General features: G+C 71.1%; 16 protein-coding genes. 8 read left to right on the top strand and 8 right to left on the bottom strand.

Annotated elements, in window-relative coordinates:
* Positions 1 to 49: 49 nt before the first annotated feature.
* Entirely contained in the window at positions 50 to 1,504 is a 1,455-nt protein-coding gene (locus tag ACIBR0_RS06510) for a CCA tRNA nucleotidyltransferase (RefSeq protein ID WP_396713003.1), read from the top strand.
* Between the two features lie 93 nt (positions 1,505 to 1,597).
* On the opposite strand, the gene ACIBR0_RS06505 is transcribed toward ACIBR0_RS06510, so the two are convergent.
* Genes ACIBR0_RS06505 through ACIBR0_RS06490 form a run of 4 tightly spaced genes read right to left on the bottom strand, consistent with a single transcriptional unit; the run spans position 1,598 to position 5,358 of the window.
* Positions 1,598 to 3,106 carry an SPFH domain-containing protein gene (locus ACIBR0_RS06505; RefSeq protein WP_357028406.1) on the bottom strand — a complete coding sequence of 503 codons (1,509 nt, stop codon included), beginning with the start codon at positions 3,104 to 3,106 and terminating at the stop codon, positions 1,598 to 1,600.
* 33 nt (positions 3,107 to 3,139) lie between these two features.
* Positions 3,140 to 3,682 (bottom strand): hypothetical protein, encoded by a 543-nt coding sequence (locus tag ACIBR0_RS06500; RefSeq protein WP_396713002.1) that lies wholly within the window; start codon positions 3,680 to 3,682, stop codon positions 3,140 to 3,142.
* A gap of 42 nt (positions 3,683 to 3,724) precedes the next feature.
* Complete coding sequence (locus ACIBR0_RS06495) at positions 3,725 to 4,846, bottom strand: TolB family protein (protein ID WP_396713001.1); 1,122 nt, start codon at positions 4,844 to 4,846, stop codon at positions 3,725 to 3,727.
* Positions 4,843 to 5,358: a SigE family RNA polymerase sigma factor gene (locus ACIBR0_RS06490; protein ID WP_396713000.1), complete on the bottom strand. Its 516-nt coding sequence runs from the start codon at positions 5,356 to 5,358 to the stop codon at positions 4,843 to 4,845. Before ACIBR0_RS06490 ends, ACIBR0_RS06495 begins: the two co-directional genes overlap by 4 nt.
* Positions 5,359 to 5,480: 122 nt before the next feature.
* Here ACIBR0_RS06490 and ACIBR0_RS06485 point away from each other — a divergent pair, with 122 nt between their 5' ends.
* The 4 genes from ACIBR0_RS06485 to ACIBR0_RS06470 are packed head-to-tail and all read left to right on the top strand — an operon-like array spanning position 5,481 to position 7,021.
* Complete coding sequence (locus tag ACIBR0_RS06485; RefSeq protein ID WP_396712999.1) at positions 5,481 to 5,885, top strand: hypothetical protein; 405 nt, start codon at positions 5,481 to 5,483, stop codon at positions 5,883 to 5,885.
* Positions 5,886 to 5,914: 29 nt separating this feature from the next.
* Entirely contained in the window at positions 5,915 to 6,400 is a 486-nt protein-coding gene (locus ACIBR0_RS06480) for a methylated-DNA--[protein]-cysteine S-methyltransferase (protein ID WP_396712998.1), read from the top strand.
* Between the two features lie 31 nt (positions 6,401 to 6,431).
* Positions 6,432 to 6,638, top strand: coding sequence for a ribbon-helix-helix domain-containing protein (locus ACIBR0_RS06475; RefSeq protein WP_222955885.1), 207 nt, complete (start codon positions 6,432 to 6,434; stop codon positions 6,636 to 6,638).
* Positions 6,635 to 7,021, top strand: a complete 387-nt coding sequence (locus ACIBR0_RS06470) for a hypothetical protein (RefSeq protein ID WP_396712997.1) — start codon at positions 6,635 to 6,637, stop codon at positions 7,019 to 7,021. The genes ACIBR0_RS06475 and ACIBR0_RS06470 overlap by 4 nt, the downstream gene beginning before the upstream one ends.
* A gap of 58 nt (positions 7,022 to 7,079) precedes the next feature.
* Here the strand turns inward: ACIBR0_RS06470 and ACIBR0_RS06465 are convergent, their stop codons facing one another.
* Positions 7,080 to 8,159, bottom strand: a complete 1,080-nt coding sequence (locus tag ACIBR0_RS06465; RefSeq protein ID WP_357028427.1) for an inositol-3-phosphate synthase — start codon at positions 8,157 to 8,159, stop codon at positions 7,080 to 7,082.
* A gap of 23 nt (positions 8,160 to 8,182) precedes the next feature.
* Positions 8,183 to 8,821, bottom strand: a complete 639-nt coding sequence (locus ACIBR0_RS06460) for a PadR family transcriptional regulator (protein ID WP_396712996.1) — start codon at positions 8,819 to 8,821, stop codon at positions 8,183 to 8,185.
* 174 nt (positions 8,822 to 8,995) lie between these two features.
* Between ACIBR0_RS06460 and ACIBR0_RS06455 the strand changes: the two genes are divergently transcribed.
* From ACIBR0_RS06455 to ACIBR0_RS06445, 3 genes are all read left to right on the top strand, one after another.
* Complete coding sequence (locus ACIBR0_RS06455) at positions 8,996 to 9,451, top strand: DUF5318 domain-containing protein (protein WP_396712995.1); 456 nt, start codon at positions 8,996 to 8,998, stop codon at positions 9,449 to 9,451.
* A gap of 197 nt (positions 9,452 to 9,648) precedes the next feature.
* A complete protein-coding gene (locus ACIBR0_RS06450) occupies positions 9,649 to 12,498 on the top strand; it encodes a transglycosylase domain-containing protein (protein ID WP_396712994.1) in 2,850 nt (949 codons plus the stop codon).
* A 118-nt stretch (positions 12,499 to 12,616) separates the two neighbouring features.
* Positions 12,617 to 14,143: a glycosyltransferase family 87 protein gene (locus tag ACIBR0_RS06445; RefSeq protein WP_396712993.1), complete on the top strand. Its 1,527-nt coding sequence runs from the start codon at positions 12,617 to 12,619 to the stop codon at positions 14,141 to 14,143.
* On the opposite strand, the gene ACIBR0_RS06440 is transcribed toward ACIBR0_RS06445, so the two are convergent.
* Both ACIBR0_RS06440 and ACIBR0_RS06435 read right to left on the bottom strand, forming a co-directional pair.
* Entirely contained in the window at positions 14,131 to 16,281 is a 2,151-nt protein-coding gene (locus ACIBR0_RS06440) for a hypothetical protein (protein ID WP_396712992.1), read from the bottom strand. The genes ACIBR0_RS06445 and ACIBR0_RS06440 overlap by 13 nt on opposite strands.
* Positions 16,278 to 17,069, bottom strand: a complete 792-nt coding sequence (locus ACIBR0_RS06435) for a deoxyribonuclease IV (protein WP_396712991.1) — start codon at positions 17,067 to 17,069, stop codon at positions 16,278 to 16,280. Before ACIBR0_RS06435 ends, ACIBR0_RS06440 begins: the two co-directional genes overlap by 4 nt.
* Between the last annotated feature and the right edge of the window lie 558 nt (positions 17,070 to 17,627).

Genomic DNA, 17,627 nt, shown 5'->3' with positions numbered 1-17,627 from the left:
CGCGCCCGGCGGACCAGTTCCCGTACCGGCCCGATAGGCTGGCGATCCCATGTCCGAAGCCTCCGCACCTCACGCCGCCGACCGTCGCGACCTCACCGCCGCGCAGCGCAACGCCGTCGCCGAACTCCTCCGGGTCTCCCCGGTCGCCGACGAGCTGGGCCGCCGGTTCGCGAAGGCCGGTCACGAGCTGCACCTGGTGGGCGGTTCGGTCCGCGACGCGCTGCTCGGCCGGCTCGGCGACGACCTGGACTTCTGCACCGACGCGCACCCGGACGAGACGCTGCGCGTCGTCCGGGGCTGGGCCGAGTCGATCTGGGAGACCGGGCGGGAGTTCGGCACCATCGGCCTCCAGCGCGACGGGCTGCGGCTGGAGATCACCACCTTCCGGGCGGAGTCGTACGACCAGGTCACCCGCAACCCGGTTGTCGAGTACGGGACCGACCTGTCCGAGGACCTGAAGCGGCGGGATTTCACGATCAACGCGATGGCGGTGAGCCTGCCCGACCACCGGTTCACCGACCCGCACGGCGGCCTCGCCGACCTGGCGGCCAAGGTGATCCGTACGCCCGGGACACCGCGGGAGTCGTTCGGTGACGACCCGCTGCGGATGCTGCGGGCCGCGCGGTTCGCGGCGCAGCTGCGCTTCGCCGTGCATCCCGACGTGCACACGGCGATGAGCAGGATGGCCGCCGACCTGGACCGGATCACCGCCGAGCGGATCCGCGACGAGTTCACCAAGCTGCTGTGCGGCGCGGACCCGATCACCGGTCTGCGGCTGCTGGTCGACACCGGGCTGGCCGAAAGGTTCCTGCCCGAGCTGACCGGGCTGAAGCTGGAGATCGACGAGCACGCCCAGCACAAGGACGTCTACGAGCACACCCTGACCGTGGTGAGCAACGCCGTCTCGTACGAGGAGGACGGCCCGGACTTCGTCCTGCGGATGGCCGCGCTGATGCACGACGTGGGCAAGCCCGCCACCAAGTCGGTCGGCCCGGACGGGCGGGTCAGCTTCCACCACCACGAGGTGGTCGGGGCCCGGATGACGAAGAACCGGATGAAGGCGATGCGCTACTCCAAGGAGATCACCTCGCAGGTGGTCGGCCTGGTCGCGCTGCATCTGCGCTTCTACGGGTACGGGCGGGGCGAATGGACCGACTCGGCGGTCCGCCGGTACGTGGCCGACGCCGGTGACCTGCTGCCCCGGGTGCACAAGCTGACCCGCTCGGACTGCACCACCCGCAACCGGCGCAAGGCGGCCCAGCTCGCGGCCGACTACGACGCCCTGGAGGAGCGGATCGCCCGGATCGCGGCCGAGGAGGACCTCGCCCGGGTCCGTCCCGACCTGGACGGCAACGCGATCATGGAACTGCTCGGCGTGCCGCCGGGACCGGTGGTGGGCCGGGCCTGGAAGCACCTGAAGGAACTCCGCCTGGAACGCGGCCCACTGGACCGGGAAGAGGCCGAGGCGGAACTGCTGCGGTGGGCCCGCGAGCAGGACCTCTGACCCATCGCACGACGGCGCCCGCCGGACCGCTGAACAAGCGATCCGGCGGGCGCTTCGTCATCGTCAGCCGGGCGGGCCCGACCGGGGGAAGGATCAGTTGGCCTGCTCCACCGCCGTACCGGCCACCGGGCGGCCGCCGTCCCGGGAGGCTGACAGCCGGCCCAGCAGCCCGGCCAGGTCGATGCCGGTGAGGTCGCTGCCCAACTGGAGCCCCTGCGCCACGTTGCCGGCCACCGACTTCGTCAGCGACGACGCGCCGTCGGTCGAGATGACGGTCATCTTGTCGATCGCGCCGATCGGGGCGCTGGCCGCCTCGACCACCTGCGGCAGCACCTTGACCAGCAGGTCGAGCACCGCCGCCTCCCCGTACGCCGCGAACGCCTCGGCCTTGCGCGCCATCGCGTCCGCCTCCGCCTCACCCTTGGCCAGGATGGCCGCGGCCTCGGCCTGCCCCTCCCGCTCGACCGCCTCGGCGATCGCGGACCGGCGCCGCTGCTCGGCCTCGCCCTCCTTGGCGCCCTCGATGGCGTTGGCCTCGGCGAGTGCCGCGCGCCGGGCCCGCTCGCCCTCACCGGTGAGGCGGGACTGCTCGGCGGCGGCCTGGGCGGCCGCGATGACCGCCTGGCGCTGCGCGTCGGCGTTCAGTACCGCCGCGTTGCGGGCCGCCTCGGCCTCCTGCTCCACCTTGTAGCGGGCCGCGTCCGCCGGCTTGCGCACCTCGGTGTCCAGCTGGCGCTGCTTCAGCTCGGCGTTGCGCTCGGCCACCTTCTGCTGCTCGGAGAGGATCGCCTGGTCCCGCTCGGCCTGCGCGAGCGGCCCGGCCGCCGCCGACTTCGCCTTGGCCGCGTCGATCTCCGCCTGGATGCCGGCCTGCTTGAGCGACAGGTTCCGGTTGGCCTCGGCGATCGCCTCCTCGGCGAGCAGCCGCTCCTGTTCGGCCTGCTGACGGGCGCGGGCCTCGGCGATGGCCGCGTCCTTGAGCACCCGGGCCGCCTCGGGGCGACCGAGATCCTGGAGGTAGGACCCCTCGGCCAGGATGTCCTGGAGCTGGAAGGTGTCGAGCACGAGGCCCTGGTTGGTCATCGAGTGCTCGGCCTCCTCGGCCACCGCGCTGGCGAACGCCGCCCGGTCCCGGATGACCTCCTCGACGGTGAGCCGGCCGACGATCGAGCGCAGCGCGCCGGCCAGCACCTCCCGGGTGAAGTTGTCGATCTCGTCCTGCTGGTGCAGGAACCGCTGGGCGGCGGCGCGGATCGCGTCCTCGGTGCCGCCCACCTTGACGATCGCCACGCCGTGCAGGTCGGTGCGGATGCCCTGCTTGCTGACCGCCCCCCGGATGCCCACGTCGATGCGCCGGCTGGACAGGTCGAGCGACTGGAGCTTCTGCACCACCGGCAGCACGAACACCGACGCGCCCAGCACCACCTTCTGGCCGGACATGTCGGTCGACCGGCCGCCGTCGGCGGTCTGCGTCGTACGGCCCTTGCGGCCGGTGACGATGAAGGCCTCGTTGGGCCCGGCGACCTTGATCCGGGACAGCACGAAGAACACCAGGACGAGGAACAGGAGGACCGCGCCGCCGATGGCGATGACGAGGAACATGGGCAGTGCCTTCTCTCAGGCGTCGGGAGGGGTTCAGTAGGTCTCGACGTGGACGCTGGTCTCGCTGAGCGCCTCGACCACGAAGATCCGGGCACCCACCGGGATCGGCCGGTCGGCACGGGCGTTGAGCTTCACCGGCGTGCCGGCGACGCGTACCCGGACCTCGCCGTAACCGTCGACGGGCACCGGTGTCACGACCAGGCCGAGCGCGCCGACCAGGTCGTTGCGGGTGGGTGTGGGGTCGGTCCGCATGTCGCGGGCCGCCCGGCTCAGGCGGGCCGCGATCCACGCGGTGGGCACGGCCGCGAGGACACCCCCGGCCGCGGCCAGCGCCACCAGGCCGGGCGTACGCGCACCGAGCAGCTCGTTGACGATGGCGCCGCCGAAGCCGAACGCCCCGACGAACCCGGCGACCGCCTCGGTCGAAACGGGCCCGTCGAGATCCGGTTGTCCGAGGTGGAAGAGCTCGGTTCCGAGCAGGGCGAGGGCCAGTACCGCGACCCCCACCACCCCGATGATGAGAAAGATCAGTGTCCCCGTGGCCACGATCCGCACGGTATCGACGTGGGGCAACACCGGTGGGTGACCGTACGGGCACTCACCGGGAGAAAGGACCGCTCAGCGCGGCGCGATGGTGAGGACCATGTTCGCCCCGAGCGCGCGGGGCAGCGCCTGCCTTGTCAGGGGTCGGCCCTCGGGGTCGGTCAGCACCATCTCGTTGGCCCTGACGTCGCGGTACAGCAGCCGGTCGTCGCTGATCCACGCCGCGTCGTCCGCCGGAGCGACGCCCACGATCCGGCCGGTCGCGACCTCGGCGATCTTCGGGCCGTCCTGTCCCTTGACGACCACCAGGCGGCCGTCCGGAGACCACGCCCAGGGACCGGCGGGGTCGCCGGGGACCGGTACGAAGCGGGTCGGGCGCCCGTCGTCGGGTGAGAAGAACTGCACGCCACGGCGGGCGTGCGGTTGCGCCTCGGAGCGGGGTGCGCCCCGATCCGTCTGCTGCAGCGCCACCTCCCGGCCGTCCCGTGCCCAGGTGAAGTAGCAGTAGTCGGTGCAGAGGTAGCGGGTCGTGTCCACCGGGAACGTCCGGTACGCGCCGGTGCGGACGGTCAGCACCCCCATCGAGAACCGCCCGGTCTCCTTGTCGAGGATCGTCACGACGATCCGTTGACCGTCGGGGGACCAGTGGGGGGTCATGATGTGCTCGCCCGTGGTCACCCACCGCACCTTGTCACCGCGCACGTCGAGGAGGCCGGTCACACCGGTGCGGTCGTAGTCGACGACGGCCGCCGTGTCGCCCTGCGGCGCCGTCCACATCTCGTCGTACCGGTCTTTGCCGACGTACCGGTTCCGTGTGCGGTCCAGGGCGTACGCCGTCTCCGCAGGCGAGCCGGTGGAGGTGGCACCGGCCAGCACCCAGCCGCCGGGCAGCGTCAGGCGGGTCCGGGTCCAGTCCCCGTCCGGCGGCGGCATGACGGAGACGGTCGGGGTCGGGGCCGGCGCGACGGGGGCGTTCCATCCGGCCGTGTCCGCCGGAGGATCCGGGCGCAGCACGAGGAACGGCACGGCCAGGACGGCGAGCGCGAGGAGAGCCGCGCCGCCCGCGGCAGCACGACGCCGCCGGCGGAGCTGCCGGCCCCGCCGGAGGGCACGACCGGCGAGATCCGGTACGGCCCGCGCCTCGCCGGCGAGTTCGCGGACGGCGGCCCGCAGGGCTTCGTCCCCGGTCGCGTTCATCGGGCCTCCTCCGTGATCCGACCGTCGAAGGCGGGCACGAGTTCACGCAGCCGGGACAGGGCCTTCGACGTCTGGCTCGCGACCGTGCCGGTGTGGCAGCCCAGCAGTGCGGCGGTCTGCTCGACGCTCAGGTCCTCCAGATATCGCAGGGTCAGCACGGCCCGCTGGCGTGGCGGCAGCGCCCGCATCGCGTCGCGGAGCAGCAGCCGCAGGTCGGCATCCTGCCCACTGTCCCGGACGCCGGCCCGCTCGGGCAGGACGGCGACGGGTACCTCCGGCCGGCGGGCCCGCCGGCGCCAGCCGGAGACCTGGTCGTGGTAGAGGATCCGCCGGACATAGGGCTCGGCGTCACCCCGGATCCGGGTCCAGCGCGCGTACGCCTTGGCGAGCGCGCTCTGGAGCAGGTCCTCCGCGCCGTGCTGGTTGCCCGTGAGGGCGTACGCGACGCGCAGCAGGGCGCCACCCCGTTCGTTGACGAACGAGGTGAACTCCCGGTCGGTTCCCTCCGTCACCGTCCACCTCCGACAACTCAGACGCTCGGACGTCCGGAATCCTTGCCCATGGGCGAGATCTAGTCATTGACAAGTTCGGCCGGGTCACGCAATCTTGTCATTGACAAGACGGAGGTGTCCCCATGTCTTCGGCAACCCTGACCACGGCCGGCATCCTGCTGGTCACCGTGGTGACCATCGCGTACGGCGGGCTGACCCTGCTCATGCACCTGGCCCGGCGCAAGGCCGGTTACCTGGACAACCCGGTACGTCGCGGCCTGTGGACGGCCGGGCACGCCCACGCCGGGGTGCTGGTGCTCTTCGCGCTCGCCGTGCTGCCGTACGTCGACCAGGCCGACGCGTCCGACGGCACCCGTACCCTCATCCGGACCCTGCTGGTAGCCGCGCCGATCCTGATGCCGCTCGGGTTCTTCCTGTCGGTCGTCCGACCGTCCGACACGAAGCCCAACAGGCTGATCTGGCTCACCGTCGTCGGTGGCGCGAGCCTGAGCGCCGGCTCCCTGCTGCTCGGGATCACCCTGCTCTGAGCGCCCGTCCGATCGGCGACAATGGGTGCATGCGTTGGACTGTGCTGGAGTCGCCGATCGGTGAGTTCTCGGTGGCCACCGACGAAGCGGCGGTGCGTGGGGCGCACTTCGGCCGGGTCGAGGGAGCCGCCGACGAGCCGATGGACGCGGTGTCGGCACAGGCGGCGGCAGAGCTGCGGGCCTACTTCGCGGGTGACCTGACCGACTTCTCCGTGCCGCTCGGAGCGCCGCGCGGCTCCGACTTCGAGCGGGCGGTGTGGGCGGCGATGACCCGAATCCCGTACGGGGAGACGCTCACGTACGGCGAGGTGGCCCGTGAGGTGGGTGACCCGGGAGCCGCGCGGGCCGTCGGGGTGGCCTGCAACCGCAACCCGATCCCGGTGCTGGTGCCCTGCCACCGGATCGTCGGGGCCGGCGGGAAGCTGGTCGGCTTCGGCGGTGGCCTGGACCGCAAGGTCAAGCTGCTGGAACTGGAGGCCGGGGTGGCCCTGAGGCGCGCCTGGTCGGGCGGTTGACGTGCGGACGGACGAGTTATACAACTCTGGTATGGCCTTCACCCTGAACCTGAAGCCCGAGGTCGAGCAGCGCCTCAAGGAACTCGCCGAGGCGGAGCACCGCTCGATGCACAAGACGGTCGAGGTGGCGGTTCAGGCGTACCTGGATCGGCACGAGCGCGACGAGTGGACCCGTCAGGCCGCCCAGCGGGTTCGTGAGCGTAACGCCGAGTTCTACGAGATGTTGGGCGACCGGTGACCCGGTCCTGGCCGGATGCGGAGGACCTGCTGCTCCTGCTCGCTGGTAGCACAGCGTCCCGAACGATCGTGCGCGACGGTGGGATCCTCTTCGCCTCGGCCGCGCGGCCCCACGCCCATCTGTTGCAGGGTCGGGTCTATCCGACACCGCTGGACCAGGCGGCGGCTCTCCTGCACGCGATCATGGTCTGGCGTCCGCTGGACATGTGGAACGCCAGTCTCGCCTGGACGGCAGCGGACGTCCGCCTGGAACGTTCCGGGTTCGTCCTGAACATGCCGGCGAAGGAACGTATGGCGCTGACCGACGCGCTGACCAGTGGCGAGGTCGACTCCGCCGAGGAGTTGGCGCTGCGGCTGTCGCCGTACCTGGAGATGTCGGCCTGAACCGACGTCGAAGGCCGGGTCCCACGCGGGACCCGGCCTTCGACGATGCTGCGGCGCGTCAGCGCTCGATGTCGCCCTTGATGAAGGACTCGACGGCGGCGTGCGCGTCGTGGTCGGCGTACTGCACCGGCGGGGACTTCATGAAGTACGACGAGGCCGACAGGATCGGGCCACCGATCTTGCGGTCGAGCGCGATCTTCGCGGCGCGGACCGCGTCGATGATGACGCCGGCCGAGTTCGGCGAGTCCCACACCTCGAGCTTGAGCTCGGCGTTGAGGGGGGTGTCACCGAACGAGCGACCCTCCAGGCGGATGTACGCCCACTTGCGGTCGTCCAGCCACGGCACGTGGTCCGACGGACCGATGTGCACGTCGCTCTTGCTCATCTCGTGCGGGATCTGGGAGGTCACCGACTGGGTCTTCGAGATCTTCTTCGAGACCAGGCGGTTGCGCTCCAGCATGTTCATGAAGTCCATGTTGCCGCCGAAGTTGAGCTGGTACGTGCGCAGCAGCTCGACACCGCGGTCCTCGAAGAGCTTCGCCAGCGCGCGGTGCACGATGGTGGCGCCGACCTGGCTCTTGATGTCGTCACCGACGATCGGCAGGCCCGCGTCCTCGAACTTCTTCGCCCACTCGGGGTCGGAGGCGATGAAGACCGGCAGGGCGTTGACGAACGCGCAGCCGGCGTCGATCGCGGCCTGGGCGTAGAACTTGTCGGCCTGCTCCGAGCCCACCGGCAGGTAGGAGACGACGACGTCGACCTGCGCGTCGCGCAGCGCCTGCGCCACGTCGACCGGCGTGGCGTCGGACTCCTCGACGATCTCGCGGTAGTACTGGCCGAGGCCGTCGAAGGTCGGGCCGCGCTGCACGGTCACGCCGGTCGGCGGTACGTCGCAGAGCTTGATGGTGTTGTTCTCGCTGGCGACGATCGCCTCCGCGAGGTCCATGCCCACCTTCTTGGCGTCGACATCGAACGCCGCGACGAACTGCACGTCCGAGACGTGATAGTCGCCGAAGGTGACGTGCATGAGACCCGGGACCCGGTCGTTGGGGTCGGCGGTCCGGTAGTACTCGACGCCCTGCACGAGGGACGAGGCGCAGTTACCCACACCGACGATGGCGACGCGGACGGAGCCCATAGCGTCTGCCTCCTTCTTCTCTGTCACGGCCGCTCATTCCTGGTCTCTCCAGGCGGAGGCGGGCTGGTGTTGTCTCGTCGGCCACCGGCCGTCCCGGGTTGCGGGACTGTCGGGGCACGGCCGGAGCGCTCGTTGGCGATGAGCTCCTCCAGCCAGCGGACCTCGCGCTCACAGGCGTCCAAGCCGTGGCGCTGCAGTTCCAGGGTGTACGCGTCGAGGCGCTCGGCCGCGCGGCCGAGCACGTCGCGAAGCCCTTCGCGACGCTCCTCTATCTTTCGGCGGCGACCCTCCAGAATGCGGAGGCGGGTCGCCTGGTCGGTCCGGGCGAAGAACGCGAAGTGCACGCCGAAGCCCGTGTCGTCGTACGTCTCGGGTCCCGCCTGTGCAATCAGTTGCGCGAAGCGTTCCTTGCCCTCCGCGGTGATTGTGTAGACCACCCGGCCTCGCCGGCTGGTCAGTGCGGGAACCTCCTCGGCAGTGGCGGGCGTCTCGGCGGCCTCGGCGATCCACCCCGCCGCCTGCAACCTGCGCAGGGTCGGATAGAGCGAGCCGTAGCTGATGGCCGCCCGGATCGCGCCGAGCTTGGCGGTGAGCTCCTTGCGCAGCTCGTAGCCGTGCATCGGAGCCTCCTGCAGCAGGCCCAGGATGGCGAGTTCGAGCACTGGCCATCCTTCCTTTACCCTGTGCGCGGAGTGCTAACCGCCGCGATGTATCGGACCGATACATCGCACGCTAGCGGATCACGGTGATCAGGGCAAACCCCGGTTCCGGGGTCTTCCGATCACGCATCGTGACCATGGTCGCCTCACCGAACGAGACCGCGTACCCTTTCCCGCATGCGTACGCAGCGCCAGGTCGTCGACTACTCGCTCCAGAAGCGAGCGGTGCTGCGTGAGCTCCTCGCCGGCCGGGTCGGCACCTACGACGTCTGCGACGCCTCGCCGTACCTGAAGAACGCTGCGCGGTTCCACGGCGAGCCGACCGACCAGCGGTGTCCGATCTGTCGGAGCGAGAACCTGACGCACGTCCACTACATTTACGGGGACGAACTCAGGCAGTCCGCGGGCCAGGCCCGGACCGTGGCGGAGTTGCCCGTGTTGGCAATGACGCTGCGTGAGTTCCAGGTCTTCGTGGTGGAGGTGTGCCTCGGCTGTGACTGGAACCATCTCGTCGAGCAGTACCTGCTCGGGCGGGACGGGCTGGCCGAGGACGGGCCGGACCAGGGCGTGGCGAGCGGCACGGCCGCCTCGGCGGCGTCCGTCGGACGGCGAAGGCGAGAGGCTCAACGGTGATCCCAGCTCGATCGGCTGATCCCGGCCGGCGTACGCACGCCCGGGTCGACCGACGGCTCGTTGGTCTGATTAGCCCGATTGATTCAGAACTGACACCTATGCTCCGGCACGTCGATGCGGCAGTGACAGGTGTCTCAACTCACGGCAACCCGGTGGCCGCGCAACCGCGCTCCACCGCGACCGGCAGGGTGTGAGGAATGAACTCGTACGGCGATCCCAGTTCCCCGCGTGGGCGGGCCCAGATTCCGGGCCAGCACGGTGACCCCGGGCAGGCCGACGACGCGTACCGCCGCTCCGGTGGCGACGGGCACGGAAACGGCTGGTCGGCGGCTTCGGAGGGGGCCGGCCGTGCCTCGGTCGCGCCCCGCGCCGCCTCCGGCGGCCGCGCCTCCGTCGGCGGCTCCGCCTCGGTGCCCGCCCGGGGCGCCGCCGGTTCCGCTTCGGTCGGTCGCGCCGGTCCGGGTCGCGCGTCCGTGCCGGTCTCCCCGGCACCCGGTGCCGCAGCTGGTCGGGCGGGCGCGGGTCGCGCGTCGGTGCCGGTGTCCCCGGCACCGGGTGGACCGGCCGGTCGGGCCACGGTCGGTGCCGCCGCGGTGGGCGCCGCCTCCGTCGGTGCCGCGTCCGCCGGTCGGGCGAGCGTCGGGTCGGCGGCGGTCGGCGGTCGGGCCTCGGTGGCCCGGGCCGCCGTCTCGCCCGCCTTCGGTGGCCCCGGTGGGCCCGGTGGGCCGACCGGCCCCGGTCGCGGTGCGCGTGGCGCTGGCGACCCGAACGCGGTCGCCCGGGCGAAGAAGCGCAAGCGCGTCAACATGCTGATCGCCGGGTTCGCCGTGTTCATCATGCTCGCCGGCATGGGCGTCGTCGGCTTCACGTACTACTCGACGACCGTGGTGCTGCCGAACGAGATCCCGCTGCCGCTCTCCACCACCGTCTACACGTCGGACGGCAAGACCCCGGTGGCGAAGCTGGGCAACGAGAACCGCATCTTCGTCACCATCGACCAGATCCCCCCGCACGTGCGCGACGCGGTCGCCGCCGCCGAGGACAGGAACTTCTACCGGCACTCCGGCGTCGACTACAAGGGCATCGCCCGGGCCGCGTGGAACAACCTCTCCGGCGGCGACAAGCAGGGCGCGTCGACGATCACCCAGCAGTACGCCCGCAACGCGTTCGAGAACCTCAAGGACGACAGTTACGGACGGAAGGTGAAGGAGGCGATCCTCGCCTCCAAGCTGACCGACGAGCAGTCCAAAGAAGAAATCATGCAGAACTACCTCAACGTGATCTACTTCGGGCGCGGCGCGTACGGCATCGAGGCGGCGGCGAACACCTACTTCAACAAGCCGGCGAAGAACCTGACGCCCGCCGAGGGCGCGGTGCTCGCCGCGCTGATCAAGCAGCCGGTGCCCAGCCCCACCCACAAGGGCTACGACCCGGCGGTCAACCCGCAGGAGGCCCAGGACCGCTGGAACTACGTCATCAACGGCATGGTCGAGGAGGGCTGGCTGGACGCCCCCGGCCGGCCGGCGCGCCCGACCGCGTACCCGAAGGTCCTTGCACCCAAGGACAGCAACGGCTTCGGTGTGAAGTCGCCGCGCGGCAACGTGATCAACTATGTCCGGCAGGAGATGGAGCAGTGGGGCATCTGCTCCGACTCCGGCGCGGCCGGCAAGCCCACCTGCGTGGACGAACTGCGCGAGGGTGGTTACCGGATCACGACCACCATCAACCCGAAGATGCAGGCCGCGCTGGAGGCAGCCGCCCAGCCGGACCGCAAGGGCTCGGTCCTCGAGGGCCAGCCGAAGAACCTGATGTCGGCGGCGGTCTCGATCGAGCCGAAGACCGGTCGGGTGCTCGCCTACTACGGCGGTGACAGCGGCGCCGACTTCGACTACGCCGGCAAGAACACCAACGCCAACGGCGACATCGTCGGTGGCCATCCGCCGGGCTCGTCGTTCAAGGTCTACACCCTCGCCGCGGCGATCGACGCCGACATCTCGGTGAAGTCGCGCTGGGACGCGACCCCGTTCAAGCCCGAGGGGTACGCCACGGAGATCCAGAACGCCGGTCGCGACGTGACCAAGACGTGCAACAAGTCCTGCACGCTGGAGGAATCGACGATCAAGTCGTACAACGTGCCGTTCTTCCACGTGGCCGAGGAGATCGGCGCGCACAAGGTCGTCGAGATGGCCAAGAAGGCCGGCGTCAGCACCATGTGGACGGTCGACCCGCCCAAGCCGTACAACCTGGTCAAGGAAGACTCCAAGGACCTGGCTCCGAGCAAGTTCGACCGGGTGGTCGGGTTCGGTCAGTACCCGATCACCGTGCTCGACCACGCCAACGGCCTGGCCACGCTGGCGAACGACGGCGTGTACAACAAGGCCCACTTCGTCCTCAAGGTCGAGAAGCAGAACAAGGAGACCGGCAAGTGGGACAAGGTGCCGGGGACCGGTGAGAAGCTCAAGGGACAGCAGCGGATCAAGGCCGAGGTGGCCCGCGAGGTGACCGCCGTGCTCAAGCAGATTCCGGAGAAGAACGGCGCCTCGCTGGACGGGCACGACGCCGCCGGCAAGACCGGTACCTGGGAGCACAACGGCACTCCACGTAACGCGCACGCCTGGATGGTCGGCTACGACAAGCACGTCGCCACCGCGGTCTGGATCGGCAGCCGGGACACGAAGAAGCCGCAGATCATCGACAAGAACGGCAAGGACATCGGCGGCAGCAGCTTCCCGGCGAAGCTCTGGAAGCGCTACATGGACGCGGCGCTGGACGGCAAGGAGAAGTACGACCTGCCCAGCATCGCCGGCATCGGCGACGACAAGGCCGGCAACGGCGAGGCCCCCGCGCCGCCGCCCCCGCCGCCGGGCGGCCAGCCGGGGCAGCAGCCCAACTGCGGGCCACTGGACCTGTTCTGCCCGGGCGGTAACGGCAACAACAACGGTGGTGGCAACAACGGCGGCCAGGTCCCGACCGAGCCGACCGATCCCGGAGGGGGCGGCGGCGGAGAGGGCATCCTGCCCAGCATCACACCCCGGATACGGGACTGATCGACGAACGCCGCCGGCGGCCGGAGCAGCAGCTTCGGCCGCCGGCGGCTTTTCGCGTACCGCGATGTTCGCGTCGGGACGGGACGCGGACCCCCGGCGTACGGCAGGATGCACCCTCATGAGCACGAAGCCGACGCGCGGCATCGACGACGCCGGTGCCCCCGACCACCCGTCCCGGTCCGACGACTTCGTCCGTGGGGTGTCCGGGGTGATCGGTGGCCCGCTGGGTGACCACGCGGTCGCCCTCGACCGGCCCGCCGGCCTCCAGCGGCGGTTCTGGACGGCCACCCGGATCGTCCTGGCCCTGGTCTGCCTGACCCTCGCCCTGCACTGGGTGCAGAAGTCGCCCTGCCAGGACGGCGCCTGGCAGAACAATGTGCAGTACACCCGGTTCTGCTACACCGACGTGCTGGCGCTCTACTACGCCGAGGGCCTCAACGAGGGCAAGGTCCCCTACCGCGACCACCCGGTCGAGTACCCGGTGCTCACCGGGTACTTCATGGGCGCGCTCGGCCTGCCGGTGCACGCCCTCGGGACCGACGACCCGTCGCTCAACCAGGGCCAGTGGTTCTACAACCTCAACGCCCTGGTCCTCGGTGCGCTCGCGGTGGCGACCGTCGCCGTGCTCCTCGCGCTGCGCCGCCGACGACCATGGGACGCCGCACTCTTCGCCCTCGCACCCGCGCTGCTGCTCACCGCCACCGTCAACTGGGACCTCCTCGCCATCGGGCTCGCCGCGTTCGGGTTGTTCGCCTGGGCGCGCAGAAGACCCCTCGTGGCCGGTCTGCTGCTCGGTCTGGCCGGTGCGGCGAAGATGTGGCCGCTGTTCATCCTCGGCCCGATCCTGGTGCTGGCCCTGCGGGCCGGCCGGATGCGCGCCGCCCTGACCGCCGTCGGCGCCGCCGTGGTGTCACTGGTCCTGGTGAACCTGCACGCCGCCGTGAACTACCGGGAGAACTGGGACCGCTTCTTCGAGCTGAACACCGAGCGGCCGATCGACTGGGGCACCCTCTGGTACATCGGCCGCTACCTCGACGGGAAGACGGGCGGCACGGCCCCCGGGGACCTCGGGCCCTTCGAATGGCTCAATGCCAACATCACGGCGCTCAACAACCTGTCGTACGCCCTGTTCGGGCTGGCCTGCCTCGGCGTGGCCGCGCTGGCGCTGCGGGCGCCGCGCCGCCCGCGCCTCGCCCAGCTCGCGTTCCTGGTGGTGGCCGCGTTCCTGATCTTCAGCAAGGTGTGGTCGCAGCAGTTCGTGCTCTGGCTGCTGCCGCTGGTGGTGCTCGCCCGCCCGAAGTGGGGGGCGTTCCTCGCCTGGCAGGTCGCCGAGATCTGCTACTTCGCGGCCTTCTACGGGGAACTGCTCGGCGCGGCGACCAGCCGTCCGGTCTTCCCCGAGGGCGTCTTCGTGCTGGCCGCGACGCTCCGGCTCGGCACCGTGGTGGTGCTCTGCGTGCTGGTCGTGCGGGAGATCCTGCACCCCGAGGACGACGCGGTACGCGCCACGTACGACGACGACCCGGACGGCGGTGTGCTCGACGGCGCACCGGACGTGGGCTGGCTCCGGCGATGGCGTGATCGCGCCACCGCCGGAGAGCCGGCGCCCGCGCCGGTCACCGCCCAGCCGGCTCAGAGCCGGTAGACGACCACCTCACCGATCTCCTCGCGGGTGATGCCCAACCCGTCGACCGGCGCGTCGATGCTGATCTCCCACGGCGTGCCGGCGACCTGGTCGCGCATCACCAGCACCTGGCGGACACCGAGGATGCGCAGGTAGTCGACGCTGGTCTGGTCGGGGAAGGCGATCGTCACCCGGCGCACGTCCTCGAGCCGGTCCGGGGTGAAGCCGCTGCCGCCGTTCACGATGTCCTGGAAGTGGGTGGTGGACCAGAGCATCACCGGCTGGTCGAGGTTCTGACTGCTCGGCAGCACCAGCAGCGGACCGTCCACGGCGCGCATGGCGGCGGGCTGGGCCGGCACCACGGGGTGCGGCGTGGCGTTGAGCCCCTCGGCGACGACCAGCAGCAGCGGCACCAGCGTGGCCAGCCGCAGCCACGGGCTCGGCCAGGAGGGGATGCGTTCGGCGGAGATCTCCCGGACCCGCTGGGAGAACGCGCTCACCGCGCCGGCCGCCAGCAGACCGAGGAACAGGGTCGTCCACAGCATCAGCCGTCCCGGCGTGCGCAGGCCGTTCCACCCGGGCAGGTGCTCGAAGAGCGGCACGTAGGTGAACGTGCCGTCGAAGAACTGCGTACCCATGGAGAGCACCATGCTCACCAGGACACCGGCGAGGAGCAGCAGCCGGTGTCGCAGCCGCCACACCGAGAAGAACAGGCCACCGGCGGCGAGCGCGTACAGGACGTAGCCGGGGAGCAGGGTCATCTCCGGGTGCCACGGCAGTGCCGCCCGCGCCCCCTCGTGCAGCCCGCCCCACACCCTCGACTCGGCCGGCGCGGTGAGGAACCCGCTGGCCGGGGGCGAGAACAGGTCGATGTCGCCGACCGTGCGTTGCGCCTGCGGGTGCAGCTCCGCGACCTTGAAGTACGGGATTGCCAGCAGCACGCCGACGCCCGCGAAGAGCGCCCCGCCGACCAGGTCCGCGGTCAGCAGCCGGACACCGAACGGCCGCTGCACCGGCCGGACGACCCACCGCCGCAGGCACCACGTCACGGCCGCGACCAGCACGGTCCCACCCAGGAAGTACGCGAACGGCAGGCCGATGCCGAAGCCCAGGCTGAGCTGCCAGGCGGCCACCAACCAGCCGGTGTAGACCCACCCGTCGTGGCGGCGCTCCGGCCGGTAGCCGTGGCGCAGCGACCAGCCGTGCCCCCGGGCCAGCATCGCCAGGGCGAGCGGGATGCCGCCGTTGGAGACCACGTGCAGGTGGCCGGCCTGGGCGAGCAGCCAGGGCGCGTAGGCGTAGCTCACCCCGGCGACCGCCGCGCCGATCCGGCCCGCGCCCAGTTGGCGCGCCAGGGCGTACGCCCCGAGCGTGGCCAGGGCGTGTGCCAGCACGAACATGATGTTGTACCGGAGTACGGCCGCCTCGGGGCCGCTGCCGATCATGCCGGCCGGGGCGTACCCGAGCAGGGTGTCGGAGAAGGCGAAGCTCCACGGCTCCGGGAAGAACGCGTTGGACTGCCACAGGTTGGCGGGGTTGGTCAGCAGAATGTGCCCCGACCAGGCCATCTGCCAGGCCTGGAGGCTCGGGTCCCAGTAGTCCTGCGGCAGCGTGTAGAGCGGGTACCGCAGCGTCGGCCACGTCATCAGCACGGCCAGCACCAGCGCGCCGAGGCTCGCCAACGTCCACTCGTGCGTCAGCACCCGGCCGACGTGCCGCGCCACCTGTCGCGGTCGCGTCGGTACCGGCTCCGGAGCGGGCGCGAAGGCGGCGAAGGGGTCGTCCTTCTCCGTACCGTCGCCGGTCTTCGTGGTGGCCCTGGCCTTGCCGGTCTCTCCGGCCCCGCTCTCGTCCGCCTTCACGGTCCCGGCCTTGCCGGCGTCGCCCGCGCTGGCCCCGGCCTTGCCGGCGTCGTTCCCGGTGGTGGGCTCTGACCCAGGCTTCGCGCCGGGCTTCGCGGCAGCTTTCCCGCCCCCGGTCGCGTCGGCCCGCGTCGCGGCTCCGGGCCGGTCGGTGGTGGCGTCGGCGTCCGGGGAGGCGTCGGTGTTCTCGGAGCCGGTGTTCTCGGAGTCGGTCTTCCCGGCGTCGGGCGTCCCGGTTGCGGAGGTCTTGCGGCGGCCGGGCTGCGGTCCGCCGGACGCGGACTGGTCGGTGGTCATGCCGTGCGGATCTCCGCACCGAGCCGCTCGCGGAGGAAGGCGATGTCGGCGCCCTGCCCGTCGACCCCGCCCGGGGTCTCCACGACGACCGGTGCGTCCGCCGCGCGGATCACCGCCACCACCAGGTCCGGGTCGATCGTGCCGCCGTCGAGGTTGTCGTGCCGGTCCTGACCCGAGTTGAACGCGCCCTTGGAGTTGTTGGCGTGCACCAGGTCGATTCGGCCGGTGACCGCCTTGACCCGGTCGACGAGACCCAGCAGGTCCTCACCGCCGGCGTGGGCGTGGCACGTGTCGAGGCAGAAGCCCACCTCGTGGTCGCCCAGGGCGTCCCACAGCCGGGCGAGGGCGTCGAGCCGCCGGGCGCACGCGTTGTCGCCGCCGGCGGTGTTCTCGATCAGGATCGGTACGCCGAAGCCGCCCGAGTCGGCGGCGTACGCGAAGGTCTTGCGCCAGTTGTCGAACCCGACCGCCGGGTCGTCCCCGGCGTTGACGTGCCCGCCGTGCACGATGAGCCCCTTGGCGCCGATGGCGGCGGCCGCCTGGGCGTGCGCCAGCAGAAGCTTGCGGCTGGGAATCCGGATCCGGTTGTTCAACGTGGCCACGTTGATGACGTACGGCGCGTGGACGTACAGGTCGACCTCGGCGGCCCGCAGCAGGTCCGCGTCCGCACGGGGTTTCGGGGCCTTCCACCCCTGCGGGTCGGAGAGGAAGAACTGCACGGCCTCGGCCGCTCTGGCGCTCGCCTCCGCCAGTGGGTCGGACGAATCGACGTGTGCTCCGATACGCATGCAGGGGAGCCTACGTCGCGTCCCCGACGAAAGGGTCGAGGGCGGCGCGACCGCCGAGGGGATCCGTCACCGGCGAGGGCCCGCGCTCGTTGAGGAGGTGGGATCGACGGTCAGCCGTACCGGGATGGTCGCGGGCTCGCCCGTTTGCACGGGACGGTGGACCGAGCCACGAGACGGCCCCCCGCCGCGCGGCCCGGCGCGGCGGGGTCGGCCCCGCCGGACACGGACGCGGAAAAACTTTGTCTGCGATTTTCCGGTTTCTCCGACAAGGTGACAAGAGTCGGGATAGTGTCGAATCACAACATGATAAAGCTCCGCGGGGCGTCCTCGGTCCAACCTCATCGGTGTGGTCGTTCCTCCCCAGGTCCCACCCAAGGAATGCGGACGGGACGCCCCGCGGCCTCGTGACACGGGGGCTCGCATCGACAGCGACGTCGAGGCGGGCCCCCGTCGCCGCGCGTTCCGGGCACCACCTCGTCGCCCGTCCCGGTCCGGACGCCCACCTGCGCGGGCATGATCGTCCGGACCGGGTATTCTGGTCCGGTTGTCCGCGTCCGG

It is taken from the genome of Micromonospora sp. NPDC049497 (genome assembly GCF_044465805.1).
GTDB lineage: Bacteria > Actinomycetota > Actinomycetes > Mycobacteriales > Micromonosporaceae > Micromonospora.
Note: the sequence above shows the minus strand (reverse complement) of the source record. Positions and strands in the feature narration are given on the sequence as shown.

What these genes read in the sequence shown, in the direction of transcription:
- ACIBR0_RS06480 (WP_396712998.1), top strand. Translation starts at nt 5,915, where the DNA reads ATGCGTTGGACTGTGCTGGAGTCGCCGATCGGTGAGTTCTCGGTGGCC.
- ACIBR0_RS06485 (WP_396712999.1), top strand. Translation starts at nt 5,481, where the DNA reads ATGTCTTCGGCAACCCTGACCACGGCCGGCATCCTGCTGGTCACCGTG.
- ACIBR0_RS06510 (WP_396713003.1), top strand. Translation starts at nt 50, where the DNA reads ATGTCCGAAGCCTCCGCACCTCACGCCGCCGACCGTCGCGACCTCACC.
- ACIBR0_RS06440 (WP_396712992.1), bottom strand. Translation starts at nt 16,281, where the DNA reads ATGACCACCGACCAGTCCGCGTCCGGCGGACCGCAGCCCGGCCGCCGC.
- ACIBR0_RS06450 (WP_396712994.1), top strand. Translation starts at nt 9,649, where the DNA reads ATGAACTCGTACGGCGATCCCAGTTCCCCGCGTGGGCGGGCCCAGATT.
- ACIBR0_RS06475 (WP_222955885.1), top strand. Translation starts at nt 6,432, where the DNA reads ATGGCCTTCACCCTGAACCTGAAGCCCGAGGTCGAGCAGCGCCTCAAG.
- ACIBR0_RS06455 (WP_396712995.1), top strand. Translation starts at nt 8,996, where the DNA reads ATGCGTACGCAGCGCCAGGTCGTCGACTACTCGCTCCAGAAGCGAGCG.
- ACIBR0_RS06435 (WP_396712991.1), bottom strand. Translation starts at nt 17,069, where the DNA reads ATGCGTATCGGAGCACACGTCGATTCGTCCGACCCACTGGCGGAGGCG.
- ACIBR0_RS06465 (WP_357028427.1), bottom strand. Translation starts at nt 8,159, where the DNA reads ATGGGCTCCGTCCGCGTCGCCATCGTCGGTGTGGGTAACTGCGCCTCG.
- ACIBR0_RS06495 (WP_396713001.1), bottom strand. Translation starts at nt 4,846, where the DNA reads ATGAACGCGACCGGGGACGAAGCCCTGCGGGCCGCCGTCCGCGAACTC.
- ACIBR0_RS06445 (WP_396712993.1), top strand. Translation starts at nt 12,617, where the DNA reads ATGAGCACGAAGCCGACGCGCGGCATCGACGACGCCGGTGCCCCCGAC.
- ACIBR0_RS06505 (WP_357028406.1), bottom strand. Translation starts at nt 3,106, where the DNA reads ATGTTCCTCGTCATCGCCATCGGCGGCGCGGTCCTCCTGTTCCTCGTC.